We start from the raw sequence: 17,987 nt of genomic DNA on the forward strand, positions 1-17,987 counted from the left end.
TTCTTACGCCTTACCGAGAGCCGCCCGCCCCGCGTCTGTCACATCATAAAGGTAAGAAAAATCAATACGAAACCCCTCAGGATGCCGATCCACCTTCGGCGCCCACATTTTTTTCCCCACAAGAAGCTGGCGGCGAATCAACAGATCGACCACCGCGCCGTCACCGACATAGGCGCCGGTGCGCGCGTCCACGATCTCGATCTCGGGCCAAAGGTTGTCGCCGGGGCGCAGGCCGGGGAAAGGCGCGCCCTCCAAAATGCGGCGCTCGTCGTCCGTCAAACTCACGTTGCTGTCTCCCAGGGTCAACGCTGATCACTCAAAAGGGGATGCAAAACACGGTCGCCCTCTTCGATGGAAAAGAGCTGGGACGTGCCGCCGGCAATCTCGAGAACCGCCGAGGCCGGCACCGGCGAGGCGATGATGGCTTCGCTCTTCGGTTCGGCATTGTGCGCCACATGCACGATCCAGCCGCGATCGTCGAGAAAAAGCATGTCGAGGGGGATGAAAGTGTTTTTCATCCACATGGTCCGCTCCCCCGGCTCCCCCCACAAAAAGAGCATGCCGGCATCGGCGGCCAGCGTTTTGCGGAACATGAGGCCCACCATGCGCCGCTGGGGCGTATTGGCTTCCTCGATCTCGAAAGGCAGACGGCGGCCGTCGCGGGTTTCGATCGTCAGATGGGACCGGGGAAACTTGACCGTCAGGGCCGCGCGGGCTGCCACCGGATCGGATTGGGCCAGGGCCGCCGGCGTCCCCGGCACCAGGGCCAAGGCCAGCGCCAGGGTCAGGGAGCCCCCCAGGGATCGGATCCGGTTTTTCCAAAAGCGGTCCACGGCTGCCTCCTCATTTTTCCGAAAAATTACTGATAAAAGAACTCAAAAAACGACAAGTATTTCTCGGAGCACTTTCATCCATCGCCACCTGTTTTTATCCTTGATTCCAACAAAACCAAACGATACTGTTCAGGTGTTCCGCCAGACCAGAACGGACACCCCCGGAACCGACGGAAAAACGGGGGCTGTTCTTTCAGGGGGCGGAGATCGGTTCAGCCGGGAAACGCCCCCGACTGCCCCTGTTTCCCGGCCGAGTGAACGCCGCGTGGCATCGCCCACGCGGCGTTCTTTCGTTTCTTGAGTCTGACGCCCMCGGGCGGGTCTGCCAAGCCCTGGGCGTAGGGAATTTTGCTGGTCTTGGGGGACGCGGACGCGTAGGGAAGAAGGCTCCCCTCTCTCGTGATCCAGGGCCCCATGGCTGCTTCTCCCCCTGCGTCTTGGCCCACCGCTTCCCGGCTTGCGCTCCGGTCTTGCCCCGGCGTGCCGGTTCGGGTGCGCATTGATACCCTGGGACATGGCGACCACGTGCTGTTCCAGGACCTCGACCTCACCTTTGCGGCGGGGGGATGGACCTGCGTTTTGGGCCCCAGCGGCGTGGGCAAAAGCACCTTGTTGCGCCTGATCGCCGGCCTGGATACCCAGAGCACCCAAGGCCCCCACACCCGGGTCGAAGGACCCGATGGCCTCGCGCTCCCCGGTCTGTGCGCCTACATGGGCCAGCAAGACGGCCTGCTGCCGTGGCTCTCGGCCCGCGACAACGTGGCCTTGGGGCCGCGTCTGCGCGGCGGTGCGACTCGGGCCGACCGCGATCGGGCCCAGGCGTTGTTGGCCGCTGTGGGGTTGGGGGAGCGGGCCGCCGCCCGCCCGGCTGCCCTGTCGGGCGGCATGCGCCAGCGGGTCGCCCTGGCCCGAACCTTAATGGAAAACCGCCCCGTGGTGCTGATGGACGAGCCGTTCAGTGCCCTGGACCCCCCCACCCGCTTACGCCTGGGCGATCTGGCGGCGGAGCTTTTGCGCGGCCGCACGGTGATCCATGTCACCCACGACCCGTTGGAGGCCCTGCGCCTGGGCCACCAAGTGCTGGTGCTGGGCGGCCGCCCGGCCAGCCCCGGGGAGCCCCTGATCCCCGAGGGCACGCCACCCCGTCCGCCCGATGCCCCCGGCCTCGCCACCCGCCACGCCGATTTGCTGCTGCGTTTGTCCCAAGCCCTGGAAGAGTTCCCCACCGCCCCATGCGCCTCTCCCTCCCCTTGCGTTTGATCCAACGCCTTCTCCCACCGCTGGCCAGTGTCGCGGTCTTGCTGGCTCTGTGGCAGGGCGCGGCCGTGCTGGCCGGGGACCGGGCCTATTTGCTGCCCGGCCCGCTGGCCACCCTTGATGCCCTGATTGGCCGCTTTGATGTGCTGGTCCGCCACGCCGGGATCACCGCCTTGGAGATTGTCCTGGGCCTGGGCCTGGGCACCACGGCCGGAGTCAGCGCCGCACTCGGCATTGCCTTGTTCCCCGGGGCCCGCCGGGTGCTTCTGCCCTTGCTGGTCATCAGCCAGGCGATCCCGGTGTTCGCGCTGGCGCCCTTACTGGTGTTGTGGCTGGGCTATGGCTTGGCCAGCAAGATTGCCATGGCGGTTCTCGTTATCTTTTTTCCTGTGGCCGCCGCCTTTCTCGATGGCCTGCGCCGCACCGAGAGCGCGTGGCTCGATCAGGCCCAGGTCATGGGGGCCTCGCGCCTTGTCACCCTTTTGCGGGTGCGCCTGCCCGCCGCCTTGCCGGCTCTGGCCTCGGGCTTGCGGGTCGCCACGGCGCTGGCCCCCATCGGGGCGGTGATCGGCGAGTGGGTCGGCTCCAGCGCCGGGTTGGGCTACCTGATGCTCCAGGCCAATGCGCGCATGCAGGTCCCGGTGATGTTTGCTGCCCTTCTCATTCTCGCCCTCTTCGCCGTAAGCCTGTACGCTCTCATGGATCGCCTGTTGCGCGCCCTGGTGCCGTGGCAGCACGAAACCTTGCCCTGAGAGTGTTTCTGGCTGGAGCCCTTGATGTCCTCCTCCTTGTCCCGCCGTTCCTTTCTCGCCCTCGCGGCCCTGACGCCCGCGCTGTTGAGCGCGCGCCCCGGCCGCGCCGCGCCTGTCCAGCCCCTGACCGTTTTACTCGACTGGTTCATCAACCCGGACCACGGCCCCCTGGTCATCGCGCGGCAACTGGGCTACTTCCGCGATGTCGGGCTCGACGTCACCTTGGTGGCCCCGTCCGATCCCAACGATCCCCCCAAGCTGGTCGCAGCCGGACAGGCCGATGTGGCCATCGGCTACCAGCCCCAACTCCACCTCCAGGTCGCCGAGGGCCTGCCCTTGTTGCGCTTCGGCAGCCTGATCGACACCCCGCTCAACTGCGTGGTGGCCCTGCGCGATGGCCCGATCAAGTCGATGGCCGATCTCAAGGGCCGCAAGGTGGGCTATTCGGTGGCGGGCTTCGAGGATGTCTTGCTGGGCACCATGCTGCGCCACGCCGGGGTCAATCCCTCGGACGTCGAGAAGATCAATGTCAACTTTTCCCTATCACCGGCCGTGATTTCCGGCCAAGTGGACGCGGTGATCGGTCCGTTTCGTAATTTTGAATTGAATCAAATGGATCTGGCCGGACACCCGGGCGTGGCCTTCCTGCCCGAAGACCACGGCGTGCCCAGCTACGATGAACTGATCTTTTTGGCCAATGCCACGCGCCACGACGACCCCAAGCTCCAAGCCTTCCTGGAAGGGGTGGAACGCGGGGTCATGGCCATCCTCAACCATCCCGAGGACACCTGGGAGGTCTTCCGCCGCGCCGCCCCCGACCTGGACGATGCCCTCAACCGCCGGGCCTGGGCCGACACCGTGCGCCGCTTTGCCGCCGCGCCCGCCGCCCTCGCCCCCAGCCGCTACCAGCGCTTTGCCGAATACCTTAAGGGCGAGGGCCTGATCGACACCGTCCCACCGGTCGAGCGCTACGTCCTGACCTTGAAAGGCTGACAAATCGAAGGGGCCTGGAGAGGCCGCGCCTCCCCGGCCTTTCCCTTTTATCCGCTCAACCCCAGCAGCAGGTGAACCGGCAAGGTCACCTCGGCCGGCCATGGCAAGGTAATGGAGTGGTATTCCTCCAAAAACACGACGCTCCAGGCTTCCTTGCGCTGGGTGAAAAGTTCGACATGGTGGTTGACGGTGTCGATCAGAAGATAGGCCCGCAAGGAAGGCAGGCGGCGGTAGGCGACCCACTTGCGACCCCGGTCGCGCAACTCGGTGCTGCCCGACATGACCTCGGCAATCATCAAGGCCTCGGTCACCTCCCGGGCACCGTCCGCTGGTTCGCCGGCCGGCAACACCATGACATCAGGCAAAAAGCGGTCTTCTCCCACCCGCAGCCACACCCCATCGGTCACCGCCGTGCAGCCGGTGTTTTCAAGGGATACTCTGAGGGAGGTCGCCGTTCCCAAAACGGCCTGGGCGTGTTCGCGCGTGCCGGCCGCCTGCAAAACAGGCAGGCCGTCAATGAACTCGGCGCGCTCCTGAACGGAGTCGGCATAGCTCACGAACTCGGCCCACGACCAGGACTGGGGTCTGATCGGAGAACTCATGACGCGCATCCCTGCCTCCATCGGAAGATGACGTTAACGATAGGGGGACAAGGCACCCAGGCGCAAACCGAATCGGCTCCAAGCACGCAGACACCGTTCATTTCCCGTCGAGCAAAGAAACTTGAAGATGCTTTCCCCGGGGGCGATCGCTCCCCTAGTCGCGCTCGATCGGGCCGGACGCCCGCGCCACGGCCCACAGGCGGGCCCAGGTTGGGCCCACGGGGGCCTGACCCAGCGACGCCGGGAGGTAATGACGTTGAAAGGCTTTCAGGGCCGCCGCAAGGTCGCTGACATCATAGCCGATATGCGCCAGCAGGGCGGCCGCGTCGTCGGCGCTCCCCTCGGGCTTCGGTGGCGGTGCTTCGTCGCCCCCGGGCCACAGCCCGACCCCAGCCGCCGCTAGGCGTGGCCAGTCGAACAGCTCGCCCGGATCCTCCTTGCGGGTGGGCGCGATATCGGCATGGGCCACCACATTCACCGGCACAATCGCCGGATGGCGCCGCAAGATCTCCCGGCATAGCGCGACCACACTGCGCATCTGGGCCTCGGGAAAAGGCCGGTAGCCGAACTCATGCCCGGGATTGACAATCTCAATGCCGATCGAGCGGGTATTTAAGGCCGTGTGGCCCCGCCAGAACGAGCGTCCGGCATGCCAAGCGCGGCGGGCCTCGGGCACCAGGGCAACAAGCCGGCCCTCTTCATGGACCAGCCAATGGGCGCTGACCTGGGCGGCGGGGTCGAGCATCCGGGCCAGGGCGGCCTGGGCGGTGGGCATGCCAGTATAGTGCAACACCAAGGTGTCGATACCCTGCCCCTCGGGGCGGTCGTCTTGGTTGGGGCTTTCCATCACGGTATAGGGCAGAGGGCTCATGCCCGGCGCTCCCGGCGTCCGGCCACCTCAATCAGCGCCACTCCGGCCAAGGTGATGACCCCGCCCAGGATTTTATGAACCGTCGCCGGCTCGCCCAGCAAGACAATGCCCCCCACCACCCCCAGCACCGGGGCAAGTAAGGAAAACGGCGCCACCCGCGAGACCGGGTAGCGGCCCAGCAGCACATACCAAAGCGAATGCGCCAGCAAACTGGCCCCGAGTGCCGTGTAGACCACGGCGCCCCACCCCGCCACCCCCGCCGCCTGAAGGGCCGGCCAGGGGTTGCCCTCGACCAATACGGACAAGACCAGGGTTTGCGGCAAAGCCAGCAGGCACAGCCAGCCGGTCGTGGCCACCGGGGAGATCCCCTTGAGCCGCTTGATCACCAGATTGGCCGCCGCCCACCCCATGGCACACAGCAACAACAAAACGGTCGGCAGCCCGCCCGCCAGATGGGGCTCCCCCGCAACCACGACCACCCCGCCAAAGGCCAGCGCCAAGCCCAGCCACCGCCCAAGGCCCAAGCGCTCGCCCAGAAAAACAACCCCCGCCAAAGTCGAGAGCGGCACGCCAAGCTGGACAAAAATCGCCGCCGTGGCCGCGTCCACCTGCCCCAGGGCCAGGAACAACAAGCCGAAATGCAAAAAGCCAAAGGTAAACGAGAGCAAGGCCAAGCCCGGCAGATGCTCGCGACGCACCGGGCAAAAGGGCACGATCAGCGCCGCCGCCAGGGCGAAGCGCAAGGACACCAAAAGCAAGGGGGGCAAGTCCTGGGTGCCCAGCTTGACCACCACGAAATTGAGGCCCCACACCAAGACGACCACGAGGGCGATGCCGATATCTCGCGGGCTCATGGGGTCACCGTGCGTAAGGGAAGGCTGGGGAGGCGTGGCCTCCCCAGACCCCTCGATTCCTGGGGCCCAGCCGCGTCCGGAGGGCCAAAGTCAATGAGGGGTCTGGGGAAGCCACGCCTCCCCAGCCTTCCCTTTCTTCTCTCACTCACCACCGCCCCCGATTCCCCTGGGCCGGACCGCCCCCCTCAGGACTTGAGGCGACGCCGGCTGACGGCATCATAGGCGGCGTTGATCGTGGCCATTTTTTGGGTCGCCAAATCAATGAAGTCCGGGGGCATGCCCTGGGCGATCAGGCGGTCGGGATGGTTCTCGCGCACCAGTTGGCGATAGGCGCTTTGCAGCGTTGCCTCGTCGGCGTCGGGGGGCACGCCCAGGATATGATAGGGGTCGGCATCGCCCACCGCATGGGTGGCGCGGATCCGCTCGAAATCGCGCGGCGGCAGGCCGAAAATGTCGGCCACCCGATGCAAAAAGGCCACCTCGTTGGGATGCAAGCGGCCGTCTGCCTGAGCGATCACGAACAAAGCTCCCAGCAACTCCTCCAAAACCTGGGGAGTGTCGGCAAACATGCGGGCAATCTGGCGGGCATAGGCTTCATAGCCATCGGGGCTGTGCCGGGCCTGATCAAACAGGCGCCCCACGGCGGCCATGTCCCCGGGGGGAACGCGAAACGCCCGTTTGAAGGCGTCGATTTCCTCGCGGTTGACCACGCCATCGGCCTTGGCCATCTTGGCCGAAAGGGCGACCACGGCCACGGTAAAGGCCATCTGCCGTGCGGCGTCGTTGGCGCGCTCGAAGGTCGCCCCGGACTTCACCCCCTCTTCGGGACCGTAGGTCTCCACGCCTTCCTCGCGCATGCGGTCGTACGCGTGACCCGCCGCGGCGCCGAGGACAGCGCCCAGCGGCCCGCCGACGATGAACCCGCCGACCCCGCCCACAATCTTTCCAAAGATGCTCATGACTGGCGTCTTACCTCCCTGGCGGGGTGGATCCTTGTCTGGACACTTTCGACAATACCCGACGCCCGGGCAAAAACAAGACCCGTCGCGCCCAGAGGTGGAATCCCCCTTGGCTGTTCTCGGCCCCTTGGCTGTTCGCGCAACGACACCACGAGGGGAAGGGGCGGCCCCAGCGCCCGGGAGAGGCCCCGGCCCCCTGCCCATGCGATGGGCAAACGTCCGAAAATCAGGCGAAACCTTGGCCGTAAAGAGCGCGCGTTGCGAGAAAAACCCCTGGTCTTCAGGGGATAGCCGCTCCGGCACGGCGCTTGCTTTGTCATCGAATGATCATGGCGCCGTCCCATCGGGCCGGCGGCGCGCAGGACCAAGGGGGATTTCATGAAGCTCATTACCGCCATCATCAAGACCTTCAAGCTCGACGAGGTCCGCGAGGCCCTGACGGCCATCGGCATTGAAGGCATGACCGTCGCCGAGTGCAAAGGCTACGGCCGCCAAAAGGGCCAGACAGAAATTTACCGCGGCGCCGAATATGTCGTGAACTTCTTACCCAAGCTCAAAATTGAAATTGCCGTGGCAGATGACCGCGTCGAACAAGTGATCGAAACCATTTCTCAGGTCGCTCGGACTGGAAAAATCGGTGACGGCAAGATTTTCGTCTTTAGTCTCGAAAACGCCATTCGTATTCGCACCGGCGAAACCGGCGCCGAAGCGCTTTAAGATAAAAAGGGATGATGCCCATGCAGTTCGTGTCTCGCAAGATTGGAGGCGCCCTCGCGGTCTCCCTCCCCTTCCTGGCCGCCAGTGCGGCCTGGGCTCAGGACGCCGCGCCGGAGGCCCCCCCTCTGTCCGCCGGCGATACCGCCTGGATGCTCACCTCCTCCGTTCTCGTCCTCATGATGCTGGTGCCGGGCCTTGCCCTGTTCTATGCCGGCATGGTGCGTAAAAAGAACGTTCTATCGGTCTTGATGCAGTCGATGTTCGGCGCCGGCCTGCTGTCGGTGATCTGGGTTGTCGTGGGCTACAGCCTAGCGTTCGCCGAGGGCAACCCGTTCTTTGGCGATCTATCGAAGGCGTTCCTGTCGGGCATTACCCCGTCCACCCTATTTGGCACCATCCCCGAATTCGTCTTTGCCATGTTCCAGATGACCTTCGCCATTATTACCGGCGTGATCATCCTGGGCGGCCCGGCCGATCGGATGAAATTCAGCGCCGCCATGCTGTTCATCGGCCTGTGGGTGGTGCTGGTCTATGCGCCCATGGCCCATATGGTCTGGGGACCGGGCGGCTTCCTGGCCGGTGCCGGCGTGCTGGACTACGCGGGCGGCACCGTGGTGCACATCAACTCGGGCATCGCCGGCCTCGTCGCCGCCCTCATGATCGGCAAGCGCACGGGCTACGGCACCGAAAACCTCGCCCCGCACAATCTGTCCCTGACCATGATCGGCGCGTCCTTGCTGTGGGTGGGCTGGTTCGGGTTCAATGCCGGCTCGGCCCTGTCGGCGGGCGCCTCGGCGGGCGTTGCCATGATCAACACCCAGGTCGCCACCGCGGCCGCCGTCGTCGCTTGGTCGGTCGCTGAATGGATCCTGCGCGGCAAGCCCTCGCTCCTGGGCGCGGCCTCGGGCGCCGTCGCTGGTCTCGTCGTCATCACCCCGGCCTGCGGCTTCGTCACCCCTTCGGGCGCCCTGCTCATGGGCCTGATCGTCGGGCCGGCCTGCTTCTTCGCCGTTTCCAGCCTCAAGAGCGCGCTGGGCTATGACGACGCCCTCGACGTCTGGGGTGTCCACGGGGTCGGCGGCATCATCGGCGCTATCCTCACTGGCGTGTTCGCCGTGGCTGCCATCGGGGGCGAAGGCAAGTCCGGCCTCATCGACGGCAACCCCGGCCAAATCATCACCCAGATCGAAGGCGTCCTCGTCACCCTGGTCTGGTCGGGCCTAGTGAGCGCGATTCTTCTCTTCGTGATCGACAAGACCATCGGCCTGCGCGTCTCCAAGGAAGTCGAAATCGAAGGCTTGGACTACGCCTTGCACGGCGAACGCATCCACGACTAACCGTGGCCACTTGAGACCAAGGGGCTGGGGAGGCGACGCTTCCCCAGCTTTTTTTKGCCTGCTGCCCAACGCGCGACAAAAAAAACCCCCTCCCAAACCGGGAGGGGGAGGAACGACGATCGAAGGAAAAAGCGTTAGGCCGCGGCGCGACGCTCGATCCCCAGGTGCTGCCACACATCCAGTAGGGCCCGCACGAGATGATCAATGTGGGCATCGCTGTGCAGCGGCGTCGGGGTGATGCGAAGCCGCTCGGTGCCCTTGGGCACGGTCGGGTAGTTGATGGGCTGCACATAGATATCGTGCTTCTGGAGCAACAGGTCGCTGGCCATCTTGCACTGGGTGGCGTCGCCCACCATCACGGGGACGATGTGGCTCACCGAAGGCATGACGGGCAGGCCGACTTCGCGCAGGCGGCGCATCACGGTAGCGGCGCGCTCCTGATGCAAGACGCGCAGCTCGTTGTGCTCCTTGAGGAAGCGCACGCTGGCCAGAGCCCCGGCAGCCACGGCGGGCGGCAGGGAGGTGGTGAAGATGAAGCCGGCGCCGAAGGAGCGCACGAAATCCACCAGATTGGCCGAGCCGGCGATGTAGCCGCCAACCACGCCGATGGCCTTGCCCATGGTGGCCTGGATGATGGTGATGCGCTCGCGCTGGCCATCGCGCTCGGCGACGCCCGAGCCGGTCTCGCCATACATGCCGACCGCGTGGACTTCATCCAGATAGGTCATGGCGTTGTACTGATCGGCCAGATCGCAGATCTTTTCGATCGGGGAGATGTCGCCATCCATCGAGTATACGGACTCGAAGGCGATCAGCTTGGGATGCTCCTTCGGGTACTTCTTGAGGAGCGTCTCCAGGTGCTCGACGTCGTTGTGACGGAACACTTCCTTGGCGGCCCGGGAGTGCCGGATGCCCTCGATCATGGAATTGTGGTTGTCGGAGTCGGAGAAGATCACCAGATTGGGAATCTGGGCTCCGAGGGTCATCAAGGTGGTCATGTTGGCGACGTAGCCGCTGGTAAACAGCAGGGCCGCATCCTTTTTGCACCAGGAGGCCAGCTCGTCTTCCAGCAGAACGTGATAATGGTTGGTGCCGCTGATGTTCCGGGTGCCCCCAGCGCCGGCGCCATTGCTCTGCACGGCTTCGGCCATAGCTTCCAGAACCACCGGATGGATGCCCATGCCCAAATAGTCATTGGAGCACCAGATCGTGACGTCGTGCGGCTTGCCATCTCGGTAGTTACGTGCCTTGGGGAACGCCCCCACCTGGCGTTCGAGATCGGCGAAGACGCGATAGCGCCCCTCGTTCTTCAGACCGGACAGCCTGTCGGCGAAATAGCCTTCATAATCCATTGCCGGATTTCTCCTGATCTCATTTCCCTGGACGGGGCCCAGCCGGTGATTTTTCCCGGTAGATCCCTTCCCCCAGAGCCCCTCGGCTCCGCGGACAGGAGAGGCCAGTGCCCGATAAGACGGGTGAGCCAGCGCCCGGATCCGAAAACCCCTTCGGAAAGGCTCTCGCTTCTCCCGGAAAGACTCGCCTGCCCCGGGATCCCACCACCACGTCTTCCGCGCGTCACGCGCCGTTTCCCCTGTGTCGCGGGAACGGAGGATAAAGGTGTACGCGGCGTTGTCCAGTGTGGATGCGTTCTGGAGCCCGTCTTTTTTCCGACACGAACGGCCCACTTCCGACGCATTATTGTCCCTCTCCAGGGTGTGGAATCGTCCAGCCCGCCGGTAATCCCGATCAAAACACTTCGCGATTTGACTTCGGCGGTCCTCTGCCTAGAATTATTCAATAAGTAGGGTGGCGCCGGCCCGCCTTCCCTCAAAGGGGTGACGTGGTCGGTTCAGGAGGAGAAATACCATGTCATTCAAAGACATCCTGGTTCACGTAGACAACTCTGTCCCAAGCCGGGCCCGGCTCGACGCCGCCGTGACCCTGGCGGGTCGGCATGGGGCGCATTTGACGGGTCTCGGAGTCAGGATCGTCCCTCAAGTCCCGGGCTTTATCCTGTCACAATTGGGCTCGGAGGTGGCAGACGCCCAGCGTCGCCATGCCGACCATGCCCTAGATGCCGCGCGCACTTTGTTCGAAACTACCGTCCGACAGGCCTCCATCGCGGCGGAATGGCGCGACGCGGAGGCCGACGCGACGGAAACCTTCCGCCTGCATGCCCGCTACGCCGACCTCGTGATCGTGGGCCAAGCCGACCCGCGCGACGACGCTCCCCTCGGCTTGGAGGGCCTGACCGATACTTTGCTGCTGGAAGCGGGCCGCCCCGTGCTGGTGATTCCCTATGTCGGAACCCTCCCAACGATCGGCCAAACGGTGATGATCGCCTGGAATGGCAGCCGCGAGGCCACACGGGCGGTCCACGACGCCCTGCCCTTCCTGCGCGACGCCAAGCGGGTGGAGGTGAGCGTGGTCAATCCCCATTTGGGCACCAGCGACGAGGGCGACCTGCCGGGGGCCGACCTGTGCTTGCACTTGGCACGCCATGGGATCCGGGCCACCGCCCACGCCTTGCATGCCGAGGACATGGACGTTGGCGCCATGATCCTCTCGCGGGCCGCCGAGGAAGGGGCCGATCTCCTGGTGATGGGAGCCTGGGGCCACTCGCGGCTGCGCCAGTTGATCCTGGGGGGCGTCACCAGCCACTTGCTGCGGCACATGACCCTGCCGGTGCTGATGAGCCACTAAGGGCCAACGTCCGGGAGGGAGCACGAGGCTCCCCCCCGGCCGGTCAAGCCCTGGCCTCGCGTCCCGCCCGACGCTGGACGGGCGGGCACCGGGATTCCTTCCCGGCTTGGGGACGGGGCCGTCCGGAGACGAGAGAAACGATGGGACGCGGCACCTTGACTCACAGTGCACGCCAGCGCAGTGACAGCCGTCACATCCTTGCCGCTGCATTGCCTTTCCCCGGCCGGGGCCGATACAGTGCGGTGCATCCAGGGCCCCCGGACGCCCGGACCAGAAAAAGGAAAGCAACGGTGCTTGGGTATTTGCGGCATGTGGAGGCGTGCAACACGCACGATCTCACGGGTTTGACCGGGTTTTTCATCGAGGATCAGCGGGTGGGCTGGCTGCGTCCTGGCTTGGCCCGGCGTCTTCAGGCCTTTGACCGCGTTTTTGTTACCACGCCCCAGGGACTCGGCCTTCATCCCTCCTTGCGCGGCCCCGAGGCCCGCACCCGCGCCGTCGCCGAGGTCCTTGCTCAGTTGGCCGATGACGGGGTGGTGCCCGGACCGCGCGGCGAAATGTACCGGGTCAACCGGGGCTGGAGCGAGCCCACCTTGATGCTTCTGGATCGTGCCTTTGTCCCGACCTTCGGCGTGCGGGCCTATGGCGTTCATCTCAACGGCATCGTCGGCAGCGGCCCGGCCATGAAAATGTGGATCAGCCGGCGCAGCCCCGACAAATCGGTGGCCCCGGGCAAGCTCGACAATCTCGTGGCTGGAGGCCAGCCGGCCGGCCTTTCCCTGCGCGACAATCTGGTCAAAGAGTGCGCCGAGGAGGCTGACATGCCCCGCGCCCTGGTCGAGCAGGCCCATCCCGTGGGGGCGCTGACTTATTGCGTGGAAACGCCGGCCGGCCTGCGTCCCGACACCTTGTTTGTTTACGATATCAGCCTGCCCGCGTCGTTCACGCCCCGCAACACCGATGGCGAGATCGCCGAATTCATGCTGTGGCCCATCGCCCGCGTTTTGGAAACGGTGCGGGACACGGACCTCTTCAAGTTCAACGTCGCCTTGGTGATTATTGACTTCGCCTTGCGCCACGGCCTCATCGACCCCGACCGCGACCCCGATTACATGACCCTGCGCGCCGGCCTGCACGCCCCCTTGCCTCTTTAAAGGCCTCAAGAGAACGAGGGGTCTAGGGAGGCCGCGCCTCCCCAGCCTTCCTTTCCCCGCTGCTTTTTTACCGCCCCCTGTTGACACAGGGCACCCGGCCCCCAACATCATTCCCCAGGAAGCCGGGCCCTCAGGGACGGCGACCAACAGTGGGGATGGTGCCGCCGGGCGGGCTGTTCCCGGGATCAGGGGGCGCATAAGCGGTCCTGATCCTGGCCCGACCGGTGCGTCATCCTCTCGCGTCAAGGATGCAGTCCACAAAGGATGCGTCCACCCCATGTCGCTCGACGGAGGATATGATCATGCGGACCTCTTTAGACCTGTCGCCGCTTCATCGCTTTGCCATCGGCTTTGACAACGTCAGCCGGCTGCTGGATGCGGCCTCGCGCCTGGATGATCAGGCGGTTGCCTACCCCCCCTATAACATCGAGAAGACCGGTGAGACCCAGTACCGCATCACCATGGCGGTGGCGGGCTTTGCCGAGGATGACCTGAGTGTGGTCCTCACGGAAAACACCCTGGTCATTGCCGGACGCCTCGATCGGGCCGACGACGCCCCATCGCGTTTCCTGCACCGGGGCATCGCCGGCCGGGCCTTCGAACGGAAGTTCGAGCTTGCCGATCATCTTCGGGTGGAGGGGGCCAGCTTCGTGAATGGCCTGCTGCACGTTGATCTTGTGCGCGAGGTGCCCGAGGAAAAGCAGCCGCGCCGCATCGCCATCCAGAGCGCGTCCGCACCCAAGGGAATCGAGAGCCAAGCGGCCTAGTCTTCCGAGGGGTCTGGGGAGGCCCACGCCTCCCCAGCCTTACTTCTTCCCCCCCGCCAGAATCGCCCCCACCCCCTCCAACGCTCCCTGGGCAATATCATACGCCAGCCTGCCCCACGGCTTGGCCAGCAGGCCCGACGGCACAAAGTTCTGCTGGCGCACCGAGCCCACGACCTTCCCGCTCCCGGGATCGGTGACCTCCCAGACCAGTTCGATCTTGTCGCGCCCCCCCGGCGCCGGGACACTGGTAATGGTGGCGACCAAACCAAAGGTGGCGCGCTTGGGATCATCGGTCACCCGCACCCCAGCCGCGCGCATAAGGGTGGTCAAGGCTTCCCCAAGGGCCGTGACCCCGTCGCCCGGAGCCTCGGTAATGGTCGGCCTGAAGGCCACCACCTGGGCCGCGGCGGCCTGACGCTGGGCTTCCTTCGCCTCTTTTTCCGTTTCCACCGGCCGCGCCTTGACGGCGGTGGGCGTGGGCGGCACCTCGTCCAGGGCCGAGGGCGGTGGCGGCGCCTTGCGCCCCGGGGGTGCGGCGATGTCGTTGCGCGGCCCCCGCGCCTGGACGGCCGCCAACGCGCCTTCCGGTGACACGCTGCCCAGGCCGGGATCAACGCCCAGCACGGCCTCGACCCGCCGCACGATGGGCACCCCCACCGCCTGGGCCGCTTCGGGCGCGGCGGTTTCCCACAGGGAGGCGGGCACCGTCACGGTGCGGATTTCCTCGGCGAGGGCTCGGCCATTTTCGTCAAGTAAGCGCCAAGCGACCTGAAGAGCCAGGGTACCCGGGGGGGCAAAGCCCGCCTCAAGGCCAATCAAGGGATGGACCGAGAGCCCCAGGCGATGGCCCAAACTGCCGCTGGCGTTGACATCGGCCGGAACTCCCTCGGCGCGAAGAAGCTCGGCGGTTTCCAGGGCGATCAACCGGTTCCACGGCAGGGGCACCCCCTCGGCCGGGGCGACGGTGACTCCCGTCCCCGAGCGCAAGGCGACGAGGGGGTTGAGGGCGGCGGCCACGGTATCGTCGCCGTGGGCAAACGGCCGGGGCACGCTGCCACAGGCCGACAGCCCGACCATCGCCAGCCCCAGGAGCCCAACCCCTGGGAGCCGCAGCTTCCCCCAGCGCCGGCACACGATGTCAGCGCTCCAGCACGATCACCGACAACAGGCGCCCGTAGTCGGTCACACCGCGCTGGCTGGAGCGGCGGTAGCTGAAAAACCGGGCTTCCTCGCGATAGGTATCGCACGGCGTGGGCATGACCTCGGTCACCCCCAACCGCACCAGACGCTTGGCGATATACCCAGGCAGGTCGAACAGGAAATGCCCCTCGCGGCGCGCGTTGGCAAAAAACATCTGGTTGGTCTCGTCCTCGGCCAAAAAGGCCGCCGGAAACTCAGGACCCACCTCATAGGAGCGCTGGGCGATGCACGGGCCAATGCCCACCAAAATATCGCGACGCTTGGCGCCCAGGGTTTCCATGGCCGCCACGGTGTTGTCGAGAACCCCGGCCAGGGCGCCGCGCCAGCCGGCATGAGCGGCCCCGACCACCCGCGCCTTGGGGTCGGCGAACAGGACCGGGGCACAGTCGGCGGTCAGCACGCCCAGCACCAACCGGGGCGTGGCGGTGACAAGGCCATCGGCGATGGGGGGCTCCCCCTCCCAGGGAGCGGTGACGGCCAAAACGTCGCTGGTGTGGCGCTGGCTCACGGTGACCAGGGCCTCGGGCGGCATCTCGATTTCGGCCAGGGCGCGTTCCCGATTGCGCCGCACGTTTTCGGGATCATCCCCCGAGCCGGCGCCACAATTCAGGGAGTTGTACTCACCCTTTGAAATACCTCGGTTGCGAGTAAAAAACCCATGGCGGACGTTGGTCAGGGCGTTGAGCGAGGACACAGTGATCATCGGTGTGGCTTCCCTGGTGCCCCAGCTTGGCGCGGACGGACCCGCCCCGCTTGATGCGTTAGGACAAGGTATGACGTTAAGTCCAACAAAGACCTAGGAACATTGATGCCTGATGCAAGAGGGGGCGTCAATGCCGGTGGGTCGGCCTGCACGGCGATCGGGTGACGGGGGCATCCCTCAACGCGAAGGGCCACCGTCAACGAGGGGTCTGGGCAGGCCCTGCCTCCCCAGCCTTCCCTTTATCTCTCGCCCGATTGCCCTGATCGGCCCGCCCCCTGGCCCGACAACGGCCCGGGGCCCATCAAAAGCCGGGCAGACCGCCCAGGGTCGGAGAGGCCAGCCCCATGACCTTGAAATGGGTGCCCATGGCTGTCGGGTCAACCAGCCGACGCACCGCCGCCGCAATATCGCGCTGTTGCGCGGGATCGGCGGCGCTCATCAAAACGCCGGCACGCTCGCGCAAGCCCAGGGCGCACAGGAACTCACCCTGCCCGACCACCCCGGCCACCTGGGCGCCGTGGGCGGCGGCGGTGGCGGCGAGCGCGGCGAAATCGACATGGGCGGTGAGGTCGGCCTCGCCCGGAGTCTCCAAGACGGGGACAAACCGATGGGCGCGCAGGGCCTGAAGGCTGTCGCCGGGGGCGCTGGCCGCCGGGCCGTAATCCAGAAACAAGGCCGCTCCGCCCGCCGCGCACAGACGCTGGGCCAGCGCCGCAACGAGTCGATGGGCGGCGGGACAGATCTCGCAGATCTCCCCCGGACGCGCCGCCCGGTGGGCCGGTTGCACCTCGGCCGGCGGAGCGTCGAGGGCCGGTCCCCAGGCGAACGCGAGGGCGCCCTGGCCGTCCCGGACCACCCAGCGCTCGTGCCACGCGCCGGCCTCATCGCGGGCCAGGGAGCGAATGGGCAGGGCATCGAGAAACTCGTTGGCCAAAAAAATCTGGGGCTGGCCTTGGGGCACGCTGTCCAAGCTGTCGTGCCACGTCACCGGCGCGTCGGCCAAAGCCCGGGCCTGAAGCGCCCGCAAGCCTGGGCTGGTTTCGACCAGATGGATCGAGAGGGCGGCACGACAGGCCGGCACCACGGCCAGGGCCCGCCATGCATCGGCCATCAAGGTGCCGCGCCCAGGCCCCAACTCGACCAGGGACAGGGCCGAGGGCTGGCCCAAACCCTGCCAGACCACCGCCGCCCACAGACCCAAAAGTTCGCCCACCATCTGCGAAACCTCGGGGGCGGTGATGAAGTCGCCCCGAGCCCCGAGCGCCGTACCCCGGGCGTAGTACGCCGCCAGGGCCTGACCCATCCAGGTTTCGAGAGGAAGCCCCTCGGGCGGTAGGACCGGCCCACTCATGCGTCGAGGGCCGGCCGGCGCAAAGCCCGGACCAGAAACACGAGGCCGATGACAATCATCGGCAGGGACAACACCTGCCCCATGGTCACTCCCATCGACAAGAAGCCGATATGGGCATCGGGCTCGCGGAACAACTCGGCCGTGGTGCGCGCCATGCCATAGCCGATCAGGAACAAGCCCACCAAGGCGCCGGCCCGATTCTTGAGCGCCGTGAAGCGCCAGACGCCCAGCAGCAGGACAAACAGCACCACGCCCTCCAGACCGGCCTCGTACAGCTGGCTCGGGTGACGCGGCACGTCGCCGCCCCGGGGAAACACCATGGCCCAGGGCACATCGGGGGCCACGCGTCCAAACAGCTCGCCGTTGATGAAGTTGGCCAGCCGCCCGAAAAACAGCCCAATCGGCGCCGCCACGGCCACCCGATCGCCCACCCTGAGCAAGGACAACCCGCGCAACCGGCAAAAGGCGATGACGGCCAAGCACACCCCCAGCAAGCCGCCGTGAAAGCTCATGCCCCCATGCCACATCATGGGAATCTCAAGGGGATTGGCCAGGAAATAGAGCGGGTTATAAAAAATCACATACCCCAGGCGCCCGCCCAGAATGGTCCCCAAGGTCGCCCAGACCAACAGGTCATCCACCTGGGCATCACTCAGAACCGATGGCTGGGAGGCCCGAGCCAGGGCGCGGACCAGCCCCCAGCCCAAGGTCAGCCCGGCAATGTAGGCCAGCGCATACCAGCGCACGGCAAACGGACCGATCTCGACCAAAACAGGGTCGATGACGGGATAAGGCACAGCAAGGACCATGACACGCAAACCTCATACAAAGGCCAGGGGCGGGCCCTTGTAGCACAGGGGAGGGTCAGGCCGGGGAGTCGTTTTCGGGACGCCGCCGGAGAGCCTTGAAAGAAGCCCCAGGATGGGAGGGGCCT

Annotated in this window: 19 protein-coding genes; 8 read left to right on the top strand and 11 right to left on the bottom strand. The window is 65.9% G+C overall.

Annotated features, from left to right (window positions below; genetic code table 11):
- Positions 1 to 3: 3 nt before the first annotated feature.
- Complete coding sequence (locus RSPPHO_RS02190) at positions 4 to 285, bottom strand: hypothetical protein (RefSeq protein WP_157879051.1); 282 nt, start codon at positions 283 to 285, stop codon at positions 4 to 6.
- Positions 286 to 302: 17 nt separating this feature from the next.
- Entirely contained in the window at positions 303 to 833 is a 531-nt protein-coding gene (locus tag RSPPHO_RS20775; RefSeq protein WP_014413658.1) for a DUF192 domain-containing protein, read from the bottom strand.
- A 414-nt stretch (positions 834 to 1,247) separates the two neighbouring features.
- Between RSPPHO_RS20775 and RSPPHO_RS02205 the strand changes: the two genes are divergently transcribed.
- From RSPPHO_RS02205 to RSPPHO_RS02215, 3 genes are read left to right on the top strand one after another with little or no spacing between them, the layout of a single operon-like run.
- On the top strand, positions 1,248 to 2,093 hold the full coding sequence (locus tag RSPPHO_RS02205) for an ABC transporter ATP-binding protein (RefSeq protein WP_051013574.1): 846 nt from the start codon (positions 1,248 to 1,250) through the stop codon (positions 2,091 to 2,093).
- Complete coding sequence (locus RSPPHO_RS02210; protein WP_014413660.1) at positions 2,066 to 2,842, top strand: ABC transporter permease; 777 nt, start codon at positions 2,066 to 2,068, stop codon at positions 2,840 to 2,842. The genes RSPPHO_RS02205 and RSPPHO_RS02210 overlap by 28 nt, the downstream gene beginning before the upstream one ends.
- Positions 2,843 to 2,866: 24 nt before the next feature.
- Positions 2,867 to 3,835, top strand: coding sequence for an ABC transporter substrate-binding protein (locus tag RSPPHO_RS02215; protein ID WP_041793793.1), 969 nt, complete (start codon positions 2,867 to 2,869; stop codon positions 3,833 to 3,835).
- A 47-nt stretch (positions 3,836 to 3,882) separates the two neighbouring features.
- On the opposite strand, the gene RSPPHO_RS17410 is transcribed toward RSPPHO_RS02215, so the two are convergent.
- From RSPPHO_RS17410 to RSPPHO_RS02235, 4 genes are all read right to left on the bottom strand, one after another.
- Positions 3,883 to 4,437, bottom strand: a complete 555-nt coding sequence (locus tag RSPPHO_RS17410) for a Uma2 family endonuclease (RefSeq protein ID WP_157879052.1) — start codon at positions 4,435 to 4,437, stop codon at positions 3,883 to 3,885.
- 154 nt (positions 4,438 to 4,591) lie between these two features.
- Complete coding sequence (locus RSPPHO_RS02225; RefSeq protein ID WP_014413663.1) at positions 4,592 to 5,308, bottom strand: N-acetylmuramoyl-L-alanine amidase; 717 nt, start codon at positions 5,306 to 5,308, stop codon at positions 4,592 to 4,594.
- Complete coding sequence (locus RSPPHO_RS02230; RefSeq protein ID WP_014413664.1) at positions 5,305 to 6,162, bottom strand: DMT family transporter; 858 nt, start codon at positions 6,160 to 6,162, stop codon at positions 5,305 to 5,307. The genes RSPPHO_RS02225 and RSPPHO_RS02230 overlap by 4 nt, the downstream gene beginning before the upstream one ends.
- 185 nt (positions 6,163 to 6,347) lie before the next feature.
- Complete coding sequence (locus RSPPHO_RS02235; RefSeq protein WP_041793795.1) at positions 6,348 to 7,121, bottom strand: TerB family tellurite resistance protein; 774 nt, start codon at positions 7,119 to 7,121, stop codon at positions 6,348 to 6,350.
- Between the two features lie 378 nt (positions 7,122 to 7,499).
- Between RSPPHO_RS02235 and RSPPHO_RS02240 the strand changes: the two genes are divergently transcribed.
- Positions 7,500 to 7,838, top strand: coding sequence for a P-II family nitrogen regulator (locus tag RSPPHO_RS02240; protein ID WP_014413666.1), 339 nt, complete (start codon positions 7,500 to 7,502; stop codon positions 7,836 to 7,838).
- 11 nt (positions 7,839 to 7,849) lie between these two features.
- Complete coding sequence (locus RSPPHO_RS02245; protein ID WP_014413667.1) at positions 7,850 to 9,175, top strand: ammonium transporter; 1,326 nt, start codon at positions 7,850 to 7,852, stop codon at positions 9,173 to 9,175.
- A 134-nt stretch (positions 9,176 to 9,309) separates the two neighbouring features.
- Here the strand turns inward: RSPPHO_RS02245 and hemA are convergent, their stop codons facing one another.
- On the bottom strand, positions 9,310 to 10,527 hold the full coding sequence (hemA, locus tag RSPPHO_RS02250; RefSeq protein ID WP_041793797.1) for a 5-aminolevulinate synthase: 1,218 nt from the start codon (positions 10,525 to 10,527) through the stop codon (positions 9,310 to 9,312).
- A 514-nt stretch (positions 10,528 to 11,041) separates the two neighbouring features.
- On the opposite strand from hemA, the gene RSPPHO_RS02255 reads away from it, so the two are divergent.
- The 3 genes from RSPPHO_RS02255 to RSPPHO_RS02265 all read left to right on the top strand — a co-directional run bounded on the left by RSPPHO_RS02255 (position 11,042) and on the right by RSPPHO_RS02265 (position 13,799).
- Complete coding sequence (locus RSPPHO_RS02255; protein ID WP_014413669.1) at positions 11,042 to 11,878, top strand: universal stress protein; 837 nt, start codon at positions 11,042 to 11,044, stop codon at positions 11,876 to 11,878.
- A gap of 290 nt (positions 11,879 to 12,168) precedes the next feature.
- Positions 12,169 to 13,032 (top strand): DUF4743 domain-containing protein, encoded by an 864-nt coding sequence (locus RSPPHO_RS02260; RefSeq protein WP_041793799.1) that lies wholly within the window; start codon positions 12,169 to 12,171, stop codon positions 13,030 to 13,032.
- A 302-nt stretch (positions 13,033 to 13,334) separates the two neighbouring features.
- Positions 13,335 to 13,799: an Hsp20 family protein gene (locus tag RSPPHO_RS02265; protein WP_041796352.1), complete on the top strand. Its 465-nt coding sequence runs from the start codon at positions 13,335 to 13,337 to the stop codon at positions 13,797 to 13,799.
- 39 nt (positions 13,800 to 13,838) lie between these two features.
- Here the strand turns inward: RSPPHO_RS02265 and RSPPHO_RS02270 are convergent, their stop codons facing one another.
- The 4 genes from RSPPHO_RS02270 to lgt form a co-directional block, all read right to left on the bottom strand.
- Entirely contained in the window at positions 13,839 to 14,933 is a 1,095-nt protein-coding gene (locus tag RSPPHO_RS02270; RefSeq protein WP_014413672.1) for a hypothetical protein, read from the bottom strand.
- Between the two features lie 4 nt (positions 14,934 to 14,937).
- Positions 14,938 to 15,702, bottom strand: coding sequence for a peptidoglycan editing factor PgeF (gene pgeF, locus RSPPHO_RS02275; protein ID WP_014413673.1), 765 nt, complete (start codon positions 15,700 to 15,702; stop codon positions 14,938 to 14,940).
- Positions 15,703 to 16,003: 301 nt separating this feature from the next.
- Entirely contained in the window at positions 16,004 to 17,053 is a 1,050-nt protein-coding gene (locus tag RSPPHO_RS02280; protein ID WP_014413674.1) for a class I SAM-dependent methyltransferase, read from the bottom strand.
- The gene (gene lgt, locus RSPPHO_RS02285) at positions 17,050 to 17,862 is read right to left on the bottom strand and encodes a prolipoprotein diacylglyceryl transferase (protein ID WP_041793800.1); all 813 of its coding nucleotides are present in this window, start codon (positions 17,860 to 17,862) and stop codon (positions 17,050 to 17,052) included. Before lgt ends, RSPPHO_RS02280 begins: the two co-directional genes overlap by 4 nt.
- Positions 17,863 to 17,987 lie beyond the last annotated feature (125 nt).

This window comes from Pararhodospirillum photometricum DSM 122, assembly GCF_000284415.1.
GTDB classification, from domain to species: Bacteria; Pseudomonadota; Alphaproteobacteria; order Rhodospirillales; family Rhodospirillaceae; genus Pararhodospirillum; species Pararhodospirillum photometricum.

Coding starts and splice junctions, on each gene's coding strand:
- pgeF (WP_014413673.1), bottom strand. CDS start 15,702: ATGATCACTGTGTCCTCGCTCAACGCCCTGACCAACGTCCGCCATGGG.
- RSPPHO_RS02225 (WP_014413663.1), bottom strand. CDS start 5,308: ATGAGCCCTCTGCCCTATACCGTGATGGAAAGCCCCAACCAAGACGAC.
- RSPPHO_RS02280 (WP_014413674.1), bottom strand. CDS start 17,053: ATGAGTGGGCCGGTCCTACCGCCCGAGGGGCTTCCTCTCGAAACCTGG.
- RSPPHO_RS02215 (WP_041793793.1), top strand. CDS start 2,867: ATGTCCTCCTCCTTGTCCCGCCGTTCCTTTCTCGCCCTCGCGGCCCTG.
- RSPPHO_RS02240 (WP_014413666.1), top strand. CDS start 7,500: ATGAAGCTCATTACCGCCATCATCAAGACCTTCAAGCTCGACGAGGTC.
- RSPPHO_RS17410 (WP_157879052.1), bottom strand. CDS start 4,437: ATGAGTTCTCCGATCAGACCCCAGTCCTGGTCGTGGGCCGAGTTCGTG.
- RSPPHO_RS02210 (WP_014413660.1), top strand. CDS start 2,066: ATGCGCCTCTCCCTCCCCTTGCGTTTGATCCAACGCCTTCTCCCACCG.
- RSPPHO_RS02265 (WP_041796352.1), top strand. CDS start 13,335: ATGCGGACCTCTTTAGACCTGTCGCCGCTTCATCGCTTTGCCATCGGC.
- RSPPHO_RS02255 (WP_014413669.1), top strand. CDS start 11,042: ATGTCATTCAAAGACATCCTGGTTCACGTAGACAACTCTGTCCCAAGC.
- RSPPHO_RS02230 (WP_014413664.1), bottom strand. CDS start 6,162: ATGAGCCCGCGAGATATCGGCATCGCCCTCGTGGTCGTCTTGGTGTGG.
- RSPPHO_RS02245 (WP_014413667.1), top strand. CDS start 7,850: ATGATGCCCATGCAGTTCGTGTCTCGCAAGATTGGAGGCGCCCTCGCG.
- RSPPHO_RS02205 (WP_051013574.1), top strand. CDS start 1,248: ATGGCTGCTTCTCCCCCTGCGTCTTGGCCCACCGCTTCCCGGCTTGCG.
- RSPPHO_RS02235 (WP_041793795.1), bottom strand. CDS start 7,121: ATGAGCATCTTTGGAAAGATTGTGGGCGGGGTCGGCGGGTTCATCGTC.
- lgt (WP_041793800.1), bottom strand. CDS start 17,862: ATGGTCCTTGCTGTGCCTTATCCCGTCATCGACCCTGTTTTGGTCGAG.
- hemA (WP_041793797.1), bottom strand. CDS start 10,527: ATGGATTATGAAGGCTATTTCGCCGACAGGCTGTCCGGTCTGAAGAAC.